The organism is Streptomyces sp. NPDC041784, from assembly GCF_055591025.1.
Genome location: NZ_JBVJAB010000003.1, coordinates 149,289 through 166,334 on the forward strand (window position 1 = coordinate 149,289; position 17,046 = coordinate 166,334).

General features: G+C 71.4%; 14 protein-coding genes. 6 read left to right on the top strand and 8 right to left on the bottom strand.

Annotation, left to right across the window (positions count from 1 at the left end):
* Nucleotides 1-58 precede the first annotated feature (58 nt).
* Nucleotides 59-1,075 (top strand): bile acid:sodium symporter family protein, encoded by a 1,017-nt coding sequence (locus ACZ6D7_RS07450; RefSeq protein ID WP_469484939.1) that lies wholly within the window; start codon nt 59-61, stop codon nt 1,073-1,075.
* A gap of 159 nt (nt 1,076-1,234) precedes the next feature.
* A complete protein-coding gene (locus ACZ6D7_RS07455; protein WP_469484942.1) occupies nt 1,235-1,771 on the top strand; it encodes an isochorismatase family protein in 537 nt (178 codons plus the stop codon).
* Nucleotides 1,772-1,843: 72 nt separating this feature from the next.
* Here the strand turns inward: ACZ6D7_RS07455 and fdhD are convergent, their stop codons facing one another.
* Genes fdhD through ACZ6D7_RS07480 form a run of 5 tightly spaced genes read right to left on the bottom strand, consistent with a single transcriptional unit; the run spans nt 1,844 to nt 8,318 of the window.
* Nucleotides 1,844-2,692 (bottom strand): formate dehydrogenase accessory sulfurtransferase FdhD, encoded by an 849-nt coding sequence (gene fdhD, locus ACZ6D7_RS07460; protein WP_469484945.1) that lies wholly within the window; start codon nt 2,690-2,692, stop codon nt 1,844-1,846.
* Between the two features lie 4 nt (nt 2,693-2,696).
* The gene (locus tag ACZ6D7_RS07465; RefSeq protein ID WP_469484948.1) at nt 2,697-3,557 is read right to left on the bottom strand and encodes a 2Fe-2S iron-sulfur cluster-binding protein; all 861 of its coding nucleotides are present in this window, start codon (nt 3,555-3,557) and stop codon (nt 2,697-2,699) included.
* Nucleotides 3,554-5,377, bottom strand: coding sequence for an NAD(P)H-dependent oxidoreductase subunit E (locus ACZ6D7_RS07470; RefSeq protein WP_469485996.1), 1,824 nt, complete (start codon nt 5,375-5,377; stop codon nt 3,554-3,556). Before ACZ6D7_RS07470 ends, ACZ6D7_RS07465 begins: the two co-directional genes overlap by 4 nt.
* Nucleotides 5,378-5,382: 5 nt before the next feature.
* Nucleotides 5,383-7,308 (bottom strand): molybdopterin oxidoreductase family protein, encoded by a 1,926-nt coding sequence (locus ACZ6D7_RS07475; protein WP_469485999.1) that lies wholly within the window; start codon nt 7,306-7,308, stop codon nt 5,383-5,385.
* 38 nt (nt 7,309-7,346) lie between these two features.
* Nucleotides 7,347-8,318: a 2-dehydropantoate 2-reductase gene (locus tag ACZ6D7_RS07480; protein WP_469484950.1), complete on the bottom strand. Its 972-nt coding sequence runs from the start codon at nt 8,316-8,318 to the stop codon at nt 7,347-7,349.
* 257 nt (nt 8,319-8,575) lie between these two features.
* Between ACZ6D7_RS07480 and ACZ6D7_RS07485 the strand changes: the two genes are divergently transcribed.
* From ACZ6D7_RS07485 to ACZ6D7_RS07500, 4 genes are all read left to right on the top strand, one after another.
* Nucleotides 8,576-9,928 carry an OFA family MFS transporter gene (locus tag ACZ6D7_RS07485; protein WP_469484953.1) on the top strand — a complete coding sequence of 451 codons (1,353 nt, stop codon included), beginning with the start codon at nt 8,576-8,578 and terminating at the stop codon, nt 9,926-9,928.
* Complete coding sequence (locus ACZ6D7_RS07490) at nt 9,894-10,031, top strand: MFS transporter small subunit (RefSeq protein ID WP_469484955.1); 138 nt, start codon at nt 9,894-9,896, stop codon at nt 10,029-10,031. Before ACZ6D7_RS07485 ends, ACZ6D7_RS07490 begins: the two co-directional genes overlap by 35 nt.
* A 197-nt stretch (nt 10,032-10,228) precedes the next feature.
* Complete coding sequence (locus tag ACZ6D7_RS07495) at nt 10,229-11,176, top strand: beta-ketoacyl-ACP synthase III (protein ID WP_469486002.1); 948 nt, start codon at nt 10,229-10,231, stop codon at nt 11,174-11,176.
* A gap of 183 nt (nt 11,177-11,359) precedes the next feature.
* A complete protein-coding gene (locus ACZ6D7_RS07500; RefSeq protein ID WP_469484958.1) occupies nt 11,360-12,037 on the top strand; it encodes a GntR family transcriptional regulator in 678 nt (225 codons plus the stop codon).
* 113 nt (nt 12,038-12,150) lie between these two features.
* Here ACZ6D7_RS07500 and ACZ6D7_RS07505 read toward each other — a convergent pair whose 3' ends face one another.
* The 3 genes from ACZ6D7_RS07505 to frc all read right to left on the bottom strand — a co-directional run bounded on the left by ACZ6D7_RS07505 (nt 12,151) and on the right by frc (nt 17,044).
* Nucleotides 12,151-13,539: an OFA family MFS transporter gene (locus ACZ6D7_RS07505; RefSeq protein ID WP_469484960.1), complete on the bottom strand. Its 1,389-nt coding sequence runs from the start codon at nt 13,537-13,539 to the stop codon at nt 12,151-12,153.
* A 123-nt stretch (nt 13,540-13,662) separates the two neighbouring features.
* Nucleotides 13,663-15,807, bottom strand: a complete 2,145-nt coding sequence (locus ACZ6D7_RS07510) for an acetate--CoA ligase family protein (protein ID WP_469486005.1) — start codon at nt 15,805-15,807, stop codon at nt 13,663-13,665.
* A gap of 4 nt (nt 15,808-15,811) precedes the next feature.
* Complete coding sequence (frc, locus tag ACZ6D7_RS07515) at nt 15,812-17,044, bottom strand: formyl-CoA transferase (protein ID WP_469484963.1); 1,233 nt, start codon at nt 17,042-17,044, stop codon at nt 15,812-15,814.
* Between the last annotated feature and the right edge of the window lie 2 nt (nt 17,045-17,046).

The following is a 17,046-nucleotide window of genomic DNA, read 5'->3' on the forward strand; positions in this document are numbered from 1 at the left end:
CCCTTCTCGACCCCTTCTCAACGCCTTCGCACCCCTTCTCATCCGTACGTGGAGCACCGTGAAACGCCTGACGTGGCCGAGTCGGATGCCGGTCGACCCCTACATCCTGCTGTTGCTCGGCACGGTCGGGCTCGCGGCCCTGTTCCCGGCCCGCGGCACCGGCGCCGACGTGGCCTCCGGCGCCGCCACGGCCGCCATCGCCTTCCTCTTCTTCCTGTACGGCGCCCGGCTGTCCACCCGGGAGGCGCTGGACGGGCTGCGGCACTGGCGGCTCCACCTCACGGTCCTGGTCTGCACCTTCGTGATCTTCCCGCTGCTGGGCCTGGCCGCCCGCGGACTGGTCCCGGTGTTCCTCACCGAGCCGCTCTACCAGGGGCTGCTCTTCCTCACCCTGGTCCCCTCGACGATCCAGTCGTCGATCGCGTTCACCTCGATGGCCCGGGGCAACGTGCCCGCCGCGATCTGCGCGGGCTCCTTCTCCTCGCTGGTCGGGATCGTCGTCACCCCGCTGCTGGCGGCCGCCCTGCTCGGCGGCAGCGGCGGCGGGTTCTCCGCCGACTCCCTGGTGGAGATCGTGCTCCAGCTGCTGGTGCCGTTCGCGGCGGGCCAGGTGGCGCGGCGCTGGATCGGCGGCTTCGTCGCCCGGCACAAGAAGGCGCTCGGGCTCGTCGACCGGGGCTCGATCCTCCTCGTGGTCTACACCGCGTTCAGCGAGGGCATGGTCCAGGGCATCTGGCACCAGGTGAGCCCGGTCCGGCTCGGCGGGCTGCTGGCCGTCGAGGCCGTCATGCTCGCGGTGATGCTGGCCCTGACCTGGTACGGCGCCAAGGCCCTGCGGTTCGACCGCGAGGACCGGATCGCGATCCAGTTCGCGGGCTCCAAGAAGTCCCTGGCCTCCGGACTGCCCATGGCGAGCGTCCTGTTCGGCGCGCACGCCTCCCTCGCGGTGCTGCCGCTGATGCTCTTCCACCAGATGCAGCTCATGGTGTGCGCGGTCATCGCCAAGCGGCGGGCCCGCGATCCCCTGGACCCACCGCGCGAGCCGGTCACCGGGCGGACCCGTGCCGCGGCGTGAGCCGGGACGCGCTCGGGAACGCGCCATGACCCGGTCGGGGGGTGAGCCGGAACCCCGGTCGGGGACGCGGACGGCCTCCGGTTCCCGGACACATTCGATTTCCCGGACATTCGAGCCGGATGTCCGGTACGGAGGGCTCATGGCGGATAACGTTCCGTCATGACCGCACCTGTCGCACTCGACCCCGCGCGCACCGCCCTCGTCCTCGTCGACCTGATGGACCGGATCGTCGCGCTTCCCCTGGCGCCCCACAAGGGCACCGAAGTGCTGTCCGTCGCCGAGAAGCTGGCGGACGCCTTCCGCGCGGCCGGCGCGCCCGTCGTCCTGGTCCGCGTCGAACGCCCCGGGGTCGCCGAGCAGCCCCCCGGCAGCGGACTGGTCCCCGGGCTGCTCCGGGCCGGCGACGTGGAGATCGTCAAGCGGACGATCGGCGCCTTCCAGGGCACCGGCCTGGACGGCCGGCTGCGCGAACGCGGCGTCACCACCCTGGTGTTCGGCGGGATCGCCACCAACCTCGGTGTCGAGTCCACCGCCCGCGCCGCCGGCGACCTCGGCTACGACCTCGTCTTCGTCGAGGACGCGATGACCGCGTTCACCGAGGCCGAGCACGAGGCGTCGGTCCGGCTCGACTTCCCCCGGCTGGGGTCGGTCGTACGGGCCGAGCGGCTGCGGCTCACCGGAGGCTCCGGAGGCTGAGGCGGGGCCCCGCGGCGCAGGGGGCGCTCCCCGCCGGCCGGGGCCCCGCCGCCGTGCCGCGGGGAGACCGGGTCACCCGCGGGCGGCCGCGGTCCGCAGGGCGATGCGGTCCTCCCCCGCGTACACGTTCATGGAACTGCCCCGCAGGAAGCCCACCAGCGTCAGCCCCGACTCGGCGGCCAGATCCACCGCCAGCGAGGAGGGCGCCGAGACCGCCGCCAGGACCGGGATGCCCGCCATCACGGCCTTCTGCGCCAGCTCGAAGGACGCCCGGCCCGACACCAGCAGGATCGCCCGGGACAGCGGCAGGGCGCCGCTCTGCAGGGCGCGGCCGACCAGCTTGTCGACCGCGTTGTGCCGGCCCACGTCCTCCCGGACGTCGAGCAGTTCGCCGTCCTCGGCGAACAGGGCCGCCGCGTGCAGCCCTCCGGTCCGGTCGAACACCCGCTGGGCCGCGCGCAGCCGGTCGGGGAGGCTCGCGAGCAGCTCGGTCTCGACCCGGACCGGGGGAGTGTCGGCGATCGGCCAGCGGGCCGTCGTACGGACCGCGTCCAGGCTCGCCTTGCCGCACAGGCCGCAGGACGAGGTGGTGTACACGTTCCGTTCGAGGGTGATGTCGGGGATCGTGACACCGGGGGCCGTGCGCACGTCCACCACGTTGTAGGTGTTCGAGCCGTCGGCGGTTGCGCCCGCGCAGTACACGATGTTCTGGAGGTCGTCCTGCTCGGCGAGGACACCCTCGCTGACCAGGAAACCCGCGGCCAGCGCGAAGTCGTCACCGGGCGTGCGCATGGTGATGGCCAGTGGCTTGCCGTTGAGCCGGATCTCCATCGGTTCCTCCGCGACCAGGGTGTCCGGCCGGGTGGAGACCGCCCCGTCGCGTATGCGGAGCACCTTGCGTCGTTCGGTGACACGTCCCATGTGATCAGCCCCGGTTCTGTACGTGCTGGTAGCCGAAGCGGCCCTTGATGCAGAGGTTGCCGTGGGTCACCGGATTGTCGTGCGGTGAGGTGACCTTCACGATCTCATTGTCCTGCACGTGCAGGGTCAGATTGCAGCCCACTCCGCAGTACGCGCACACCGTGGTGGTACGGGTCTGTGCAGATTCGTCCCAGGTTCCGGCCTCGCGCCGGTCGAACTCCGACCTGAACGACAGCGCCCCCGTCGGGCACACCTCGATGCAGTTCCCGCAGTACACGCACGCCGAGTCGGTGAGCGGCGCGTCGTGCTCCACGGCGATCCGGGCGTCGAAACCGCGGCCGGTCACGGAGATCGCGAAGGTGTTCTGCCACTGGTCACCGCAGGCGTCGACGCACTTGTAGCAGAGGATGCACTTGTCGTAGTCGCGGACGTACAGCTCGTTGTCGATCTTCGGCTCCTCGTTCAGCCGGGCCGCGTCCGGGCCGAACCGGTCCGGCTTCGCCTCGTACTCCTTGATCCACTCAGCGACCATCGGTGTCGTGGACAGGTCGACCGAGGAGGCCAGCAGCTCCAGGACGATCTTGCGGCTGTGCCGGGCGCGCTCGGTGTCCGTGCGCACCACCATCCCCGGCTCGGCGCGGCGGGAGCAGGCGGGCACGAGCGTGCGCGCGCCCTCCACTTCGACCACGCACACGCGGCACGCGTTCTTCGGCCGCAGCGTGTCGCCCTCGCACAGGGTCGGGACGTCCTTCCCGGCCGCCCGGCAGGCGGCGAGGATCGTCGAGCCCTCCGGGACCCGGGCCGCCTCGCCGTCGACGGTGAACTCCAGCAGCCGGCGCGGGATCCCCAGCGGTGTCACGGTCATTCGTACGCCCCCAGACGGTCGATGGCGGATTCCACGGCGTTCCACGCGGTCTGCCCGAGACCGCAGATCGAGGCGTCCCGCATCGCGCGGCCGACGTCCCTGAGCAGCGCGATGTCGTCGGCGGCGGCCGCCCCCGTGCGCTCCACGATCCGGTGCAGCGCCTCCTCCTGCCGTACCGTCCCCACCCGGCAGGGCACACACTGCCCGCAGGACTCGGCGCGGAAGAACTCGGCGATCCGCAGCAGCAGCCGGGGCAGCGGGACGGTGTCGTCGAAGGCCATGACGACGCCCGAGCCGAGCGTGGTGCCCGCCGCCCGGGTGCCCTCGAAGGTGAGCGGGACGGCCAGTTCGTCGGGCCGTACGAACCCGCCGGCCGCCCCGCCGAGCAGGACCGCCCGCAGCCCCGGGCGCACCCCGGCCAGCTCCAGCACCTCGCCCAGCGTCGCGCCGAACGGCAGCTCGTAGATGCCGGGGCGCGCCACGCTCCCCGCCACGCAGAACAGCTTCGGGCCCGTGGACTTCTCGGTGCCGATCGCCGCGTACGCCGGCGCGCCCATCGTCAGGACCGGCAGGACGTTGACCAGGGTCTCCACGTTGTTCTCGACCGTCGGCCTGCCGAACAGGCCCTTCTCCACCGGGAACGGCGGCTTCGAGCGGGGCTCGCCCCGGTAGCCCTCGATCGAGTTGAACAGGGCGGTCTCCTCGCCGCAGATGTACGCGCCCGCACCCCGCCGGATCTCGATGTCGAAGGCGTAGCCCTGGCCCAGGACGTCGTCGCCGAGCAGCCCCCGGGCCCGCGCCTGCTCGACGGCGTGCCGCATCCGGCGCAGCGCCCGCGGGTACTCGCCGCGCAGATAGAGGTACCCGTGGTGCGCTCCGGTCGCGTACCCCGCGATCGTCATCGCCTCCACCAGCGCGTACGGGTCGCCCTCCATGAGCACCCGGTCCTTGAAGGTGCCCGGCTCCGATTCGTCCGCGTTGCACACCAGGTGGTGCGGACGGTCGGGCTGGGACGCGGTGGCCTGCCACTTGCGGCCGGTGGGGAAGGCGGCGCCGCCCCGCCCGACCAGCCCGGAGTCGGTGACCTCGCGGATCACCCCGGCGGGGCCGAGCGCGAAGGCCCGGCGCAGGGCGGTGTAGCCGCCGTGGGCGCGGTAGTCGTCCAGCGACGACGGGTCGACGACCCCCACCCGCTTCAGCAGGACCAGGCCGTCCTGCCCCGCCTGGGGGACCGCCAGCGACGCCGGCCCCTCCTCGGGCGCCGAGTCCGGCGCGCTCGCGGCGAGAACGGCCGCCTCGACGGTCGCCGGCGCCGAGACCGCCGTACGCACCGGGTCGCCCGCCTTGACCGCGAGGGCCGCCGGGGCGCGTTCGCACAGGCCGAGGCAGGGGCTGCGCTCGACCGCGACCCCGCTGCCGGGGCCCAGGCGGGACTCGACGCCCGCGCACAGCTCACTCGCCCCGGCGGTCGCGCAGGCGAGGTCCGTGCACACGTGCAGCACGGTCGCCGGGCGGGGCTTCACCGAGAACATCGCGTAGAAGGTGGCGACGCCGTACGCCTCCGCCGGCGGCACGGTCAGCCGTCGGCACAGGTAGTCGAGGGCGCCCTCGCTGATCCAGCCCACCCGGTCGTTGATCGCGTGCAGCCCCGGCAGCAGCAGGTCGCGGCGGTCCCGGGCCGCCCGCCCGCCACGGGCCCACCTCAGGTCGGCGTCGGAGCGGTCCGCGCCCTCCCAGGAGGACTCGGGCGGGCCCAGCAGGGCGTCCACGGCCGCCCGTTCGTCATCCGTGGGTTTGCTGTCACCGAAGCGCAGGTCCACTTGCGTCACCTCACGTAGGTCACTACCGGAAGTTTCTCGATCCGGATCGCCGACGCCTTGAACTCCGCCGTCCCCGCGATCGGGCAGTTGGCCTCGATCGTCAGCTGGTTGGTGTCCACCTCGTCGGGAAAGTGCATGGTCATGAAGGCGAGCCCGGGGCGCAGCGCGGTGTCGATCCACACCGGGGCCACGACCGCCCCGCGCCGCGAGGCGACCCGTACCTCCTCGCCGACGACGACCCCGTAGCGCTCGGCGTCCTCCGGGCACAGCTCGACGAACTCGCCGCGGCGCAGCGGGGAGGCGAAACTCCCGCTCTGCACGCCGGTGTTGTAGGAGTCGAGCCGCCGTCCGGTGGTCAGCCGGATCGGATAGCTCTCGTCGGTCAGATCGACCGGTGGATCGTGCCGGACGATCCCGAACGGCGCCCGCCCGCCCCGTCGCCGGGGATCCGTCTCCCACAACCGGCCGTGCAGATAGGTGGGTTCGAGTTCCTCGGTGCTCGGGCAGGGCCACTGGATGCCCTGGTGCTCCTCCAGGCGCTCGTACGTCATCCCGTAGTGGTCCGGGGAGACCGAGCGCAGCTCGTTCCAGACGGCCTCGGAGTCGGCGTACTTCCAGTCGTGGCCGAGGCGGCCCGCCAGCTCGCAGAGGATGTCGATGTCCTCGCGGGCCTCGCCGGGCGGGGTGAGGGCCCGGCGCACCCGCTGGACCCGCCGCTCGCTGTTGGTGGTGGTGCCGTCCGTCTCCGCCCAGCCGGCGGTCGCCGGCAGCACGACGTCCGCCAGCTCGGCCGTCCTGGTGAGGAAGATGTCCTGCACGACGAGGAAGTCCAGCTGCCGCATCCGCCGTACGGCCTGCTCGCTGTCGGCCTCCGACTGCGCCGGGTTCTCCCCGATGCAGTAGACGGCCTTCAGCGTGCCCTCCTCCATCGCCTCGAACATCTCCGTCAGGTTCAGCCCGTAGTGCGGCTGGATGACGGTGTCCCACGCCGACTCGAACCTCAGCCGGGACTCGGGGTCGAGGATGTCCTGGAATCCGGGCAGGCGGTTGGGGATCGCGCCCATGTCGCCGCCGCCCTGCACGTTGTTCTGCCCGCGCAGCGGCTGTAACCCGGAGGCGTACCGCCCGACATGGCCGGTCAGCAGCGACAGGTTGATCAGCGCCCGCACGTTGTCGGTGCCGTTGTGGTGCTCGGTGATGCCGAGGGTCCAGCACAGCTGGGCGCGCTCGGCGCGGGCGTAGGCGTGCGCCAACTCCCTGATGGCGGCGGCCGGTACGCCCGTCACCTTCTCGGCGAGCGACAGGGTCCAGGGCTCGACCAGCTTCCGGTACTCCTCGAAGCCGCTCGTCGCCCGCTGGACGAACGCCTCGTTGGCCAGGCCCGCGTGGATGATCTCGCGGCCGATCGCGTGTGCCATCGGGATGTCCGTGCCGACGTCGATCCCGAGCCAGCTCTCCGCCCACTCGGCGGTGGAGGTGCGGCGCGGGTCGACCGCGTACATCCGGGCGCCGTTCCTGATGCCCTTCAGCACGTGCTGGAAGAAGATCGGGTGCGCGAAGCGGGCGTTGGAGCCCCACATCACGATGACGTCGGTGTGCTCGATCTCCTCGTACGACGACGTCCCGCCGCCGGAGCCGAAGGCGGCCGTCAGACCCGCGACGCTCGGCGCGTGACAGGTGCGGTTGCAGGAGTCGACGTTGTTGGTGCCCATGACGACCCGGGCGAACTTCTGCGCCACGTAGTTCATCTCGTTGGTGGCCCGGGCGCAGGAGAACATGCCGAACGCGCCGCGATGGCGGGCGAGGCCCCAGGCCGCGCGGTCCAGGGCCTCCTCCCAGGTCGCCGGCCGGAAGGGCGCGTCGCGGGAGTCGCGCACCAGGGGGTGGGTGAGCCGGGTGTAGGTCTTCGGAGTTCGGTCGCGTTTCCTCATGCGCTGCTCCCCAGCGTTCATGCGGCGCTCCTCAGCGTTCATGCGGCGCTCCTCAGCGCGAGCAGGTCCGAGATGGCGTGCACGGTGCGCAGGGTGGGCACCTGGACGCCGGTGATCTCCGCCAGTTCGACGACCGCCGCGAGGAGCACGTCGAGTTCGAGCGGCTTGCCGCGCTCCAGGTCCTGGAGCGTGGAGGTGCGGTGGTCGCCGACCTTCTCGGCGCCGGCCATCCGGCGTTCGATGGAGACGCCGATCTCGCAGCCGAGGGCCTCGGCGACGGCGAGCGTCTCGGCCATCATGGTCTCGATCACCTTGCGGGTGCCGCCGTGCAGGCACATCTGCCGCATGGTGGCGCGGGACAGGGCACTGATCGGATTGAAGGAGATGTTGCCCAGCAGTTTGAGCCAGATGTCATTGCGCAGGTCCGGCTCCACCGGGCACTTCAGCCCGCCCGCCCGCATGGCATCGCTGAACCCGGCGCACCGCGCCGAGACGCTGCGGTCGGGCTCGCCGATCGAGAACCGGGTGCCTTCCAGGTGCCGTACGACGCCCGGTCCTTCGAGCTCGGTCGCCGCGTACACGACGCAGCCGACGGCCCGTTCGGGCGCGAGCACCGCACTGACCGCGCCGCCGGGGTCCACGCTCTCGACGCGATGGCCGTCGTAGGGTCCGCCGTGCCGGTGGAAGTACCACCAGGGGATGCCGTTCTGGGCGGCGATCACCGCCGTGCCGTCGTGCAGCAGAGGCTCGATCAGCGGCCCGCACGCCGCGTACGAGTTGGCCTTCAGGCCCAGGAAGACGAAGTCGGCCGGGCCGATCTCGGCGGGGTCGTCGGTGGCGTGGGCGCGGGCGGTGAAGTCACCGCGTGGACTGTGCACCCGCACCCCGTCCCGCCTCATGGCCGCGAGATGCGGTCCACGGGCGACGAGATGCACGTCGGCGCCCGCGCGGTGGAGCGCTGCGCCGACGTAGGCGCCGATCGCACCGGCGCCGAGGACTGCGACTTTCATGGTGAGGGAGCTCCGTTCGGTCGAGGGTACCGAGGAACTGCCGAACTCTGTCGACTGAATATTGTCTACAGTATGGTGGTGGGAGCGGCAAGGGTTCGCGCAGCGACGTCTCGGACCGGCCGCGAGCACACCGCGGTCCCGGAGGCGGAGGCGAACCGGACGGTCCGACCGTTCGGCGCAGTCCGCATACCGCTCACCGCATACGGTCGACGCGCCGCCTTCTCAACGCCGGTGATCCTTCCTACCGTTCGGGACTCATGAGTCCCCCTGTCGCACCGGTCGGCTGGAGCCGCTGGCTCGTCCCCCCGGCCGCCCTCTCGGTCCACCTCTCCATCGGCCAGGCCTACGCCTGGTCCGTCTTCAAACCGCCGCTGGAGGCCTCGCTCGGCCTCAGCGGCACGCAGAGCGCGCTGCCCTTCCAGCTCGCCATCGTCATGCTCGGGCTGTCCGCCGCGTTCGGCGGCACGCTGGTCGAGCGCCACGGGCCGCGCTGGGCGATGACCGTCGCCCTGGTCTGCTTCTCCTCCGGCTTCCTGATCTCCGCGCTCGGCGCCGCCACCGAGCAGTACTGGCTGATCGTCCTCGGCTACGGCTTCGTGGGCGGCATCGGCCTCGGCATCGGCTACATCTCACCCGTCTCCACACTGATCAAGTGGTTCCCCGACCGGCCCGGCATGGCCACCGGCATCGCGATCATGGGCTTCGGCGGCGGCGCGCTCATCGCCTCGCCCTGGTCGGCGCAGATGCTGGAGTCCTTCGGCGCCGACCACTCCGGCATCGCGCTCGCCTTCCTCGTCCACGGGCTGTCGTACGCGGTCTTCATGACGCTCGGCGTGCTGCTGGTGCGGGTGCCGCGCGCGGTCCAGCCGACCGAGGCGGCCGGGGCCGGCGCGGCGGGACCGGCCGCCGCGACGGGGGTGCAGGTCTCGGCCGCCGCCGCGGTGCGCACCCCGCAGTTCTGGTGCCTGTGGGTGGTCCTCTGCATGAACGTGACCGCCGGCATCGGCATCCTGGAGAAGGCCGCCCCGATGATCACGGACTTCTTCTCCGACACCTCCACCCCGGTCTCCGTCACGGCCGCCGCGGGCTTCGTCGCCCTGCTCTCGGCCGCCAACATGGCCGGGCGCATCGGCTGGTCCTCCACCTCCGACCTGATCGGCCGCAAGAACATCTACCGGGTCTACCTGGGCGCGGGCGCGCTGACGTACGGCCTGATCGCCCTGCTCGGCGACTCCTCCAAGCCGCTGTTCATCCTCTGCGCCCTGGTGATCCTCTCCTTCTACGGCGGCGGCTTCGCCACGATCCCCGCCTATCTGAAGGACCTGTTCGGGACCTACCAGGTCGGCGCGATCCACGGGCGGCTGCTCACCGCCTGGTCGACGGCCGGCGTGCTCGGCCCGCTGATCGTCAACTGGATCGCCGACCGGCAGGAGGAGGCCGGCAAGCACGGCGCGGACCTCTACTCCCTGTCCCTGTTCATCATGATCGGACTGCTCGCCGTCGGCTTCGTCGCCAACGAGCTGGTCCGCCCCGTCGACCCCCGCCACCATGTCCCCGCCCCGAAGGAGGCCGTCGATGTCGCAGCCCGACAGCAGCCCGAGTCCGCCTGACCGGCGGCCACTGATCGCTTTCGCCTGGCTGTGGGTGGGCCTGCCGCTCGCCTACGGTCTGTACGAGCTGGTGCAGAAGGCCACGAAGCTGTTCACCGGCTGACCGGCCGAGACGTCTCGTGCCGTCGGCGTTCGCGCTGCTCGCGGGCAGGCGTTCGGGAAGTGTTCGGGCGTCCGAGGGATAGCGGGAAGCCGACAAGCCCGGCGCCCGTTTCCTGTCGCAACACCTGTCCTCGTACCCGTGAGTCACTGATCAGACTGGTGGATCCCGCAACCCACGGCAACGAGGGGGACTCCCACATGAACGGCTCGCGCATCGCCGCAGTCGGCCACTACCAGCCCGCCAGGGTGCTCACCAACGAGGACCTGGCGGGCATGGTCGACACCAGTGACGAGTGGATCAGGAGCCGGGTGGGCATCCGCACCCGCCACATCGCCGGCCCCGACGAGCCCGTGGACGAGCTGGCCGCGCACGCCGCCGCCAAGGCCCTCGCCACGGCCGGCCTCACGCCCGGGGACATCGACCTGGTGCTGGTCGCCACCTCCACGGCGGTCGACCGCTCGCCCAACATGGCCGCCCGGGTCGCCGCGCGCCTCGGCGTCCCGAGCCCGGCCGCGATGGACGTCAACGTCGTGTGCGCCGGATTCACCCACGCGCTGGCCACCGCCGACCACACCGTGCGGGCGGGTGCGGCGACCCGTGCGCTGGTCATCGGCGCCGACAAGATGTCAGAGGTGGCGGACTGGACCGACCGCACGACCTGTGTGCTCGTGGGCGACGGGGCGGGGGCGGCCGTCGTCGAGGCCTGTCCCGACGGCGCCGAGCCCGGGATCGCGCCGGTGCTGTGGGGGTCGGTGCCCGAGATGGGCAACGCGGTGCGCATCGAGGGGCAGCCGGCGCGGTTCGCGCAGGAGGGGCAGAGCGTCTACCGCTGGGCCACCCAGAAGCTGCCGCCGCTCGCCCGGCAGGCCTGCGAGCGGGCGGGGCTCGGGCCCGAGGACCTCGCGGCCGTCGTCCTGCACCAGGCGAACCTGCGGATCATCGAGCCCCTCGCGGAGAAGATCGGTGCCGTCAACGCGGTGGTCGCGCGGGACGTCACGGAGTCGGGCAACACCTCCGCCGCCAGCATCCCGCTGGCCTTCTCCAAGCTCGTCGAGCAGGGCGTCCTCACCACCGGGGACCCGGTGCTCCTCTTCGGCTTCGGCGGCAACCTGTCGTACGCCGGACAGGTCGTGCGCTGCCCCTGACCGGTGATGTGACGGAGCCGACTGCGCCCGGCTCTGGACCCCGGTGCGCCGTAGACTGTAGACGAAAGACAATCGATACTCGGCTGTAGGCGGTGCGCCGTCGCGTACGGCGGCCCGCGTACGGCCGAACACGTGGCTTTCCGGCTGCGGTTGCCCGCGTGCTGCCCAGGAGGGGACCGACCGATGTTGTCGACAGGACTGCCGCAGGGTGCGGTGCCCAAGCTCGAACGGCCCGGACCACTGCGCGACCGCGTCTACGAGGCACTGCTCGAACTCATCACCACCCGGGCCCTGCGGCCCGGCCAGCACCTCGTGGAGAGCGAGCTGGCCGGGCACCTGGGCGTGTCCCGGCAGCCGGTGCGGGAGGCGCTCCAGCGGCTCAACACCGAGGGCTGGGTGGACCTCAGGCCCGCGCAGGGCGCGTTCGTGCACGAGCCGACGGAGGACGAGGCCGACCAACTCCTCACCGTCCGTACGCTGCTGGAGGCCGAGGCGGCCCGACTCGCCGCCGCGCACGCGGACGAGGCCGGCATCGGGGCCCTGGAGGAGATCCTGGCCCTGGGCATGGGCGCGGTGGAGGGCGACGACGTCGACGCGGCCGTCGCCCTCAACGCCCGCTTCCACGCCAAGATCATGGAGCTGGCGGGCAACGCCGTCCTCGCCGAACTCGCGGCCCAGGTCGACCGCCGCGTCCGCTGGTACTACACGCCCATCGCCCGCCGGCGCGGCCAGCAGTCCTGGATCGAACACCGCGACCTCATCGCGGCGATCGCCGACCACGACGAGCAGCGCGCGACGCACCTCATGCGCGAGCACACGGAACACACCCGCCGCTCGTACCACGCGCGGGCGAAGGACTGACAGGATCACCGGGCCCGGGCCCCCCCACGCGCGCGTGGGGCCCTCCCGGCGTGCCACGGGGGAGGGCCTCCACACGCGCGTGCGGCGTCAGCCGGTCGCCGGACGAGGACGTGTCACGCCATCTCCTCGCCGAGCGGCTGGGGGTTGGGGACCACGTCCCGGGTCTTCGGCCGGTCCGGAGCCCTGAGGAAGAGCGCCAGTACGGCGGAGGCCAGCCCGATGGAGCCCGCGATGACGAACGCGCCCTCGTAGTCCCACGCGTTCACCACCACCGCGCCCATCCCGGACCCCACGAGGCCCGAGATCAGTTTCGAGCTGTAGACCATGCCGTAGTTGGAGGCGTTGTTGTTCTCGCCGAAGTAGTCCGCGGTCATCGCGGCGAACAGCGGGAAGATCGCGCCGCCGCCGAAGCCCGAGACCATGGAGCAGAACAGGAAGAACGGCATGCTGCCCATCTGGCCGGAGACCAGCACGCCGAACTGGGCGATGCCCAGCACGATGCAGACGATGATCAGTGTGTTGCGGCGGCCGTAGCGGTCGGAGATCCAGCCGATCACGCCGCGCCCGGTGCCGTTGACGATCGCCTTCAGGGACATCGCCGTGGCCACGATCCCGCCCGCGAAGCCCATGTCCTTGCCGAACGGCACCTGGAAGGCGATGCCGAAGATGTTGATGCCGGCCGTGCACAGCAGACAGAACCACATCATCCACAGCACGGGGGTACGGGCGGCCTCCTTCGGGGTGTACTGCTTCACCGCCGGCGGGTTCTTCTCCAGCGCCCGGCGGATCTTCGGGTCGTCGGTCATCCGCAGCGGGTCGACGTGCGCGGGCCACCAGTTCTTCGGCGGGTCCTTGAAGAACCAGCCGGCGACCGCGACGACCGTGCAGCAGATGAGCCCGACCATCACCAGGACGCCCTGGTAGTTGCTCAGGTCCATGTACGAGGTGAAGAGGAACACGAAGGGCACCGAGCCGTAGGCGAAACCGCCGTTGACCAGGCCCGTCTTGCCGCCCTTGCGCTCCGGGTACCACTTGCCGACCATGTTCACGCAGGTCGCGTAGACGAGGCCGGCGCCGATGCCGCTGAACATGCCGAAGCCGATGTAGGCGACGATCACATGCGGCGCGAACGCCAGCGACACATAGCCGCAGACCGTGCCCAGCGCGCCCAGCATCATCGCGTACCGCGCGGGGAGCCGGCCGCTCTCCCGCAGTTGCCCGGCGGGGAAGGCGACGGCCGCCTGGAAGAACACCCAGACGCCCATCAGCCAGAAGATGTGCCCGCTGTTCCACAGATGGGCCTCGTGCAGGGTGTCCTCGGCCGAGGTGAACGCGTACTCCGAGGAACTGATGCCGAGCATGCCCATCCACGGGAAGAGCACCATGGTCCAGCGTGGCCGCCCCATGATGTCCCGGTCGGTCTCGCCGATCCGGTACACGCGGCCGTTGCGGTCCGTCACCTCCCGGTAGGGGAGGGACGTCGAGAAGTCGGTGGTTGTCATGTCTGTGTAGCACCCCTTGCGTCGAAAGTTCTGGCCAGCGCCCCCTGTCCAATGCCTTTCGTGCGCGCACGGGTCCCGGGGCCGGCCGACGCGCACCCGTCGGCCGGCCCCCTCTCGCTCACGTCATGAACCGCCCCCCAGCCTCTCCGCCGCCCGCGCCCACCGGTACTTGGCGCCGAGTACGGCCACCGGTCGTTCGGTCGTGTACGGGTACGCCACGACCCCCCGCTCGTACAGGTACTGGCAGGCCTCCTCGACCTCGACGTCCCCGGCGAGCGAGGCCACCACCGGCTTCTCGATGCCGCGCTCCCGGAACTCGGCCACCACGCGCGCGGTCAGCTCCGCGAACACCATCGGGGGAGTGACGATGGTGTGCCAGTAGCCGAGGACCAGCGCGTGGATCCGCGGGTCCTCGAGACCCAGCCGGATCGTCGCCTCGTACGTCGACGGCGGCTCGCCCCCGGTGATGTCGACCGGGTTGCCCGCGGCCCCGAAGGGCGGGATGAACTCCCGGAAGGCCGCGTCGAGGTCCGGCGGGATCTCCATCAGCGTCAGGCCGTTGTCGGTCACCGCGTCCGACAGCAGCACCCCGCTGCCGCCCGCGCCGGTGATGATCACGACGTTGTCGCCCTGGGGGGTGGGCAGCACCGGCAACGCGCGCGCGTACTCCAGCATGTCGTTCAGCCCGGGCGCCCGGATGACGCCCGCCTGGCGCAGGATGTCGTCGTACACCGCGTCGTCGCCCGCGAGCGCCCCGGTGTGCGAGCCGGCGGCCCTCGCGCCCGCCGCCGTCCGCCCCGCCTTGAGGACCACCACCGGCTTCCTCGGGACGGTCTCCCGCGCGGCCGCCACGAACGCGCGCCCGTCCTTGAGGTCCTCCAGGTGCATCGCGATGCACCGGGTGTGCGGGTCCTCGCCGAACCAGGTCAGCAGGTCGTCCTCGTCCAGGTCCGACTTGTTGCCTAGCCCGACGATCGCCGACACCCCCGTCTTCGTGGTCCGCGCGAACCCCAGGACGGCCATCCCGATGCCGCCCGACTGGGAGGTCAGCGCCACCCCGCCCTTGACGTCGTACGGCGTGCAGAACGTGGCGCACAGGTCCTGCCACGTCGAGTAGTAGCCGTAGATGTTCGGGCCGAGGAGGCGCACGCCGTACCGTTCGGCGATCGCCACGATCTCCGCCTGGAGCTCGTGCTCGCCGGTCTCAGCGAAACCGGAGGGGATGAGCACCGCGTTGGGGATCCCCTTGCGTCCCACCTCCTCCAGGGCCGTGGCCACGAACTTGGCGGGGATCGCGAAGACCGCCACATCCACCTCACCGGGAACGTCGGTGACACTCTTGTACGCCTTGCGGCCCTGGATGTCATCGGCCCGGGGGTTCACCGGATGGATGTCGCCGGCGAATCCGCCGTCGACGAGGTTGCGCATCACCGAATTGCCGATCTTGCCCTGCTCGTTGGAGGCGCCGATCACGGCGACCGACGCGGGCTGCATCAGCCGGCGCATCGAGACGAGGATCTCCTCGCGGGTGTACGTCCGGCGCGGCGCGGGCCGCGACTCGGCGAGGATCACCCGGATGTCGGCGGCCACCGCGCCCTCCGGCGTGGCGATCACCGGGTTGAGGTCCACCTCGGCGATCTCCGGGAAGTCCGCGACCAGTTGGGACACCCGGCGGATCTGCTCGGCCACCGCCCACCGGTCCACCCCGGCCTGCCCGCGCACCCCGCGCAGGATCTCCGCCGCCCGGATCGAGTCCAGCATCGACAGCGCCTCGTCGGCGTCCACCGGCGCCAGCCGGAAGGTGACGTCCTTGAGCACCTCGACCAGCACCCCGCCGAGCCCGAACGCCACCACCTTCCCGAACGTCGGATCGGTGACCGCCCCGACGATGACCTCCTGCCCCTTCGGCAGCAGCTCCTGGATCTGCACGCCCTCGATCCGCGCCGAGCCGTCGTAGGCCCGCGCGTTCCGAACGATCCGGTGGAACGCGGCCCGTACGTCCGCCGCGCCCTCGACGCCCACGACCACACCGCCGGCGTCGGTCTTGTGCAGGATGTCCGGCGAGACGATCTTCATCACCACCGGCCCGCCGAACCGCGCCGCGTACGCCACCGCCTCCTCGACGTCGGTCGCCAGTTCCTCTCCCGGTACGGCGATCCCGTACGCGTCGGCGATCACCTTGCCCTCGGGCGCGGTGAGCGCGGTGCGTCCCGCGGCCCGCACCTCGTCGAGCAGCGTCCGCACCCGCAGGATCCGGTCCTCGGCCATCACGTCAGATCACCCCGTTCGACTTGAGCAGGCGCAGTTCCTCGTCGCCGAGGCCCAGCTCGCCCACGTAGATCTCCTCGTTGTGCTCGCCGAGCAGCGGTGAGGTGGTCACCTCGACGGGGGAGTCGGAGAGCTTCAGGGGACTGCCGACGGTCACGAACTCGCCGCGCCGCGGGTGCGGGACGCGGACCACCATCTCGTTGGCGGCCAGCGACTCGTCCTCGACGATCTCCCTGGTGGACAGGATCGGCCCGCACGGGATGTTGTGGGCGTTGAGTCGCTCCAGTACCTCCCACTTGGGCAGGGTCGAGGACCACTCCTCGATCAGCTGGAACATCTTGCTCAGCTTGGGCAGCCGGGCCTGCGGGGTCGCCCACTCGGGGTCGTCGGCCAGCTCGGGCCGCCCGATCAGCTCGCTCAGCGGCCGCCATCCGACGGGCTGCACGATCACGTACACATAGTCGTTGGGGCCGCCGGGCGCGCACTTGACCGCCCAGCCGGGCTGGCCGCCGCCGGAGGCGTTGCCGGAGCGGGGCACCTCGTCGCCGAAGTCCTCGTTGGGGTATTCGGCGAGCGGCCCGTGCGCCAGGCGCTGCTGGTCCCTCAGCTTCACCCGGCACAGGTTGAGCACGGCGTGCTGCATGGCCACGTTGACCCGCTGCCCGCGCCCGGTGTTCTCGCGCTGGTACAGCGCGGCGAGAATCCCCGCGACGGCGTGCACCCCCGTCCCCGAGTCCCCGATCTGGGCCCCCGTCGCCAGCGGCGGTCCGTCCTCGAAGCCCGTGGTCGACATCGATCCGCCCATGGCCTGGGCGACGACCTCGTAGGCCTTGAAGTTGGTGTACGGGCCGTCCCCGAACCCCTTGATGGAGGCGTAGACGATCCGCGGGTTGATCTCCTGGATGCGGTCCCAGGTGAACCCCATGCGGTCGACCGCGCCCGGACCGAAGTTCTCGACCATGACGTCGGAGCGCCGGATCAGCTCGGTGAGGATTTCCTTGCCGCGCTCGGTCTTGGTGTTGAGGGTGATGCTCCGCTTGTTGCAGTTGAGCATCGTGAAGTAGAGGGAGTCGACGTCCGGGAGATCGCGCAGCTGCCCGCGCGTGATGTCACCGGACGGCGCCTCCAGTTTGACGACGTCCGCGCCGAGCCAGGCGAGCAGCTGGGTCGCGGACGGACCCGACTGGACGTGCGTCATGTCGAGGACGCGGATGCCTTCGAGGGCCTTCGTGGTCACGG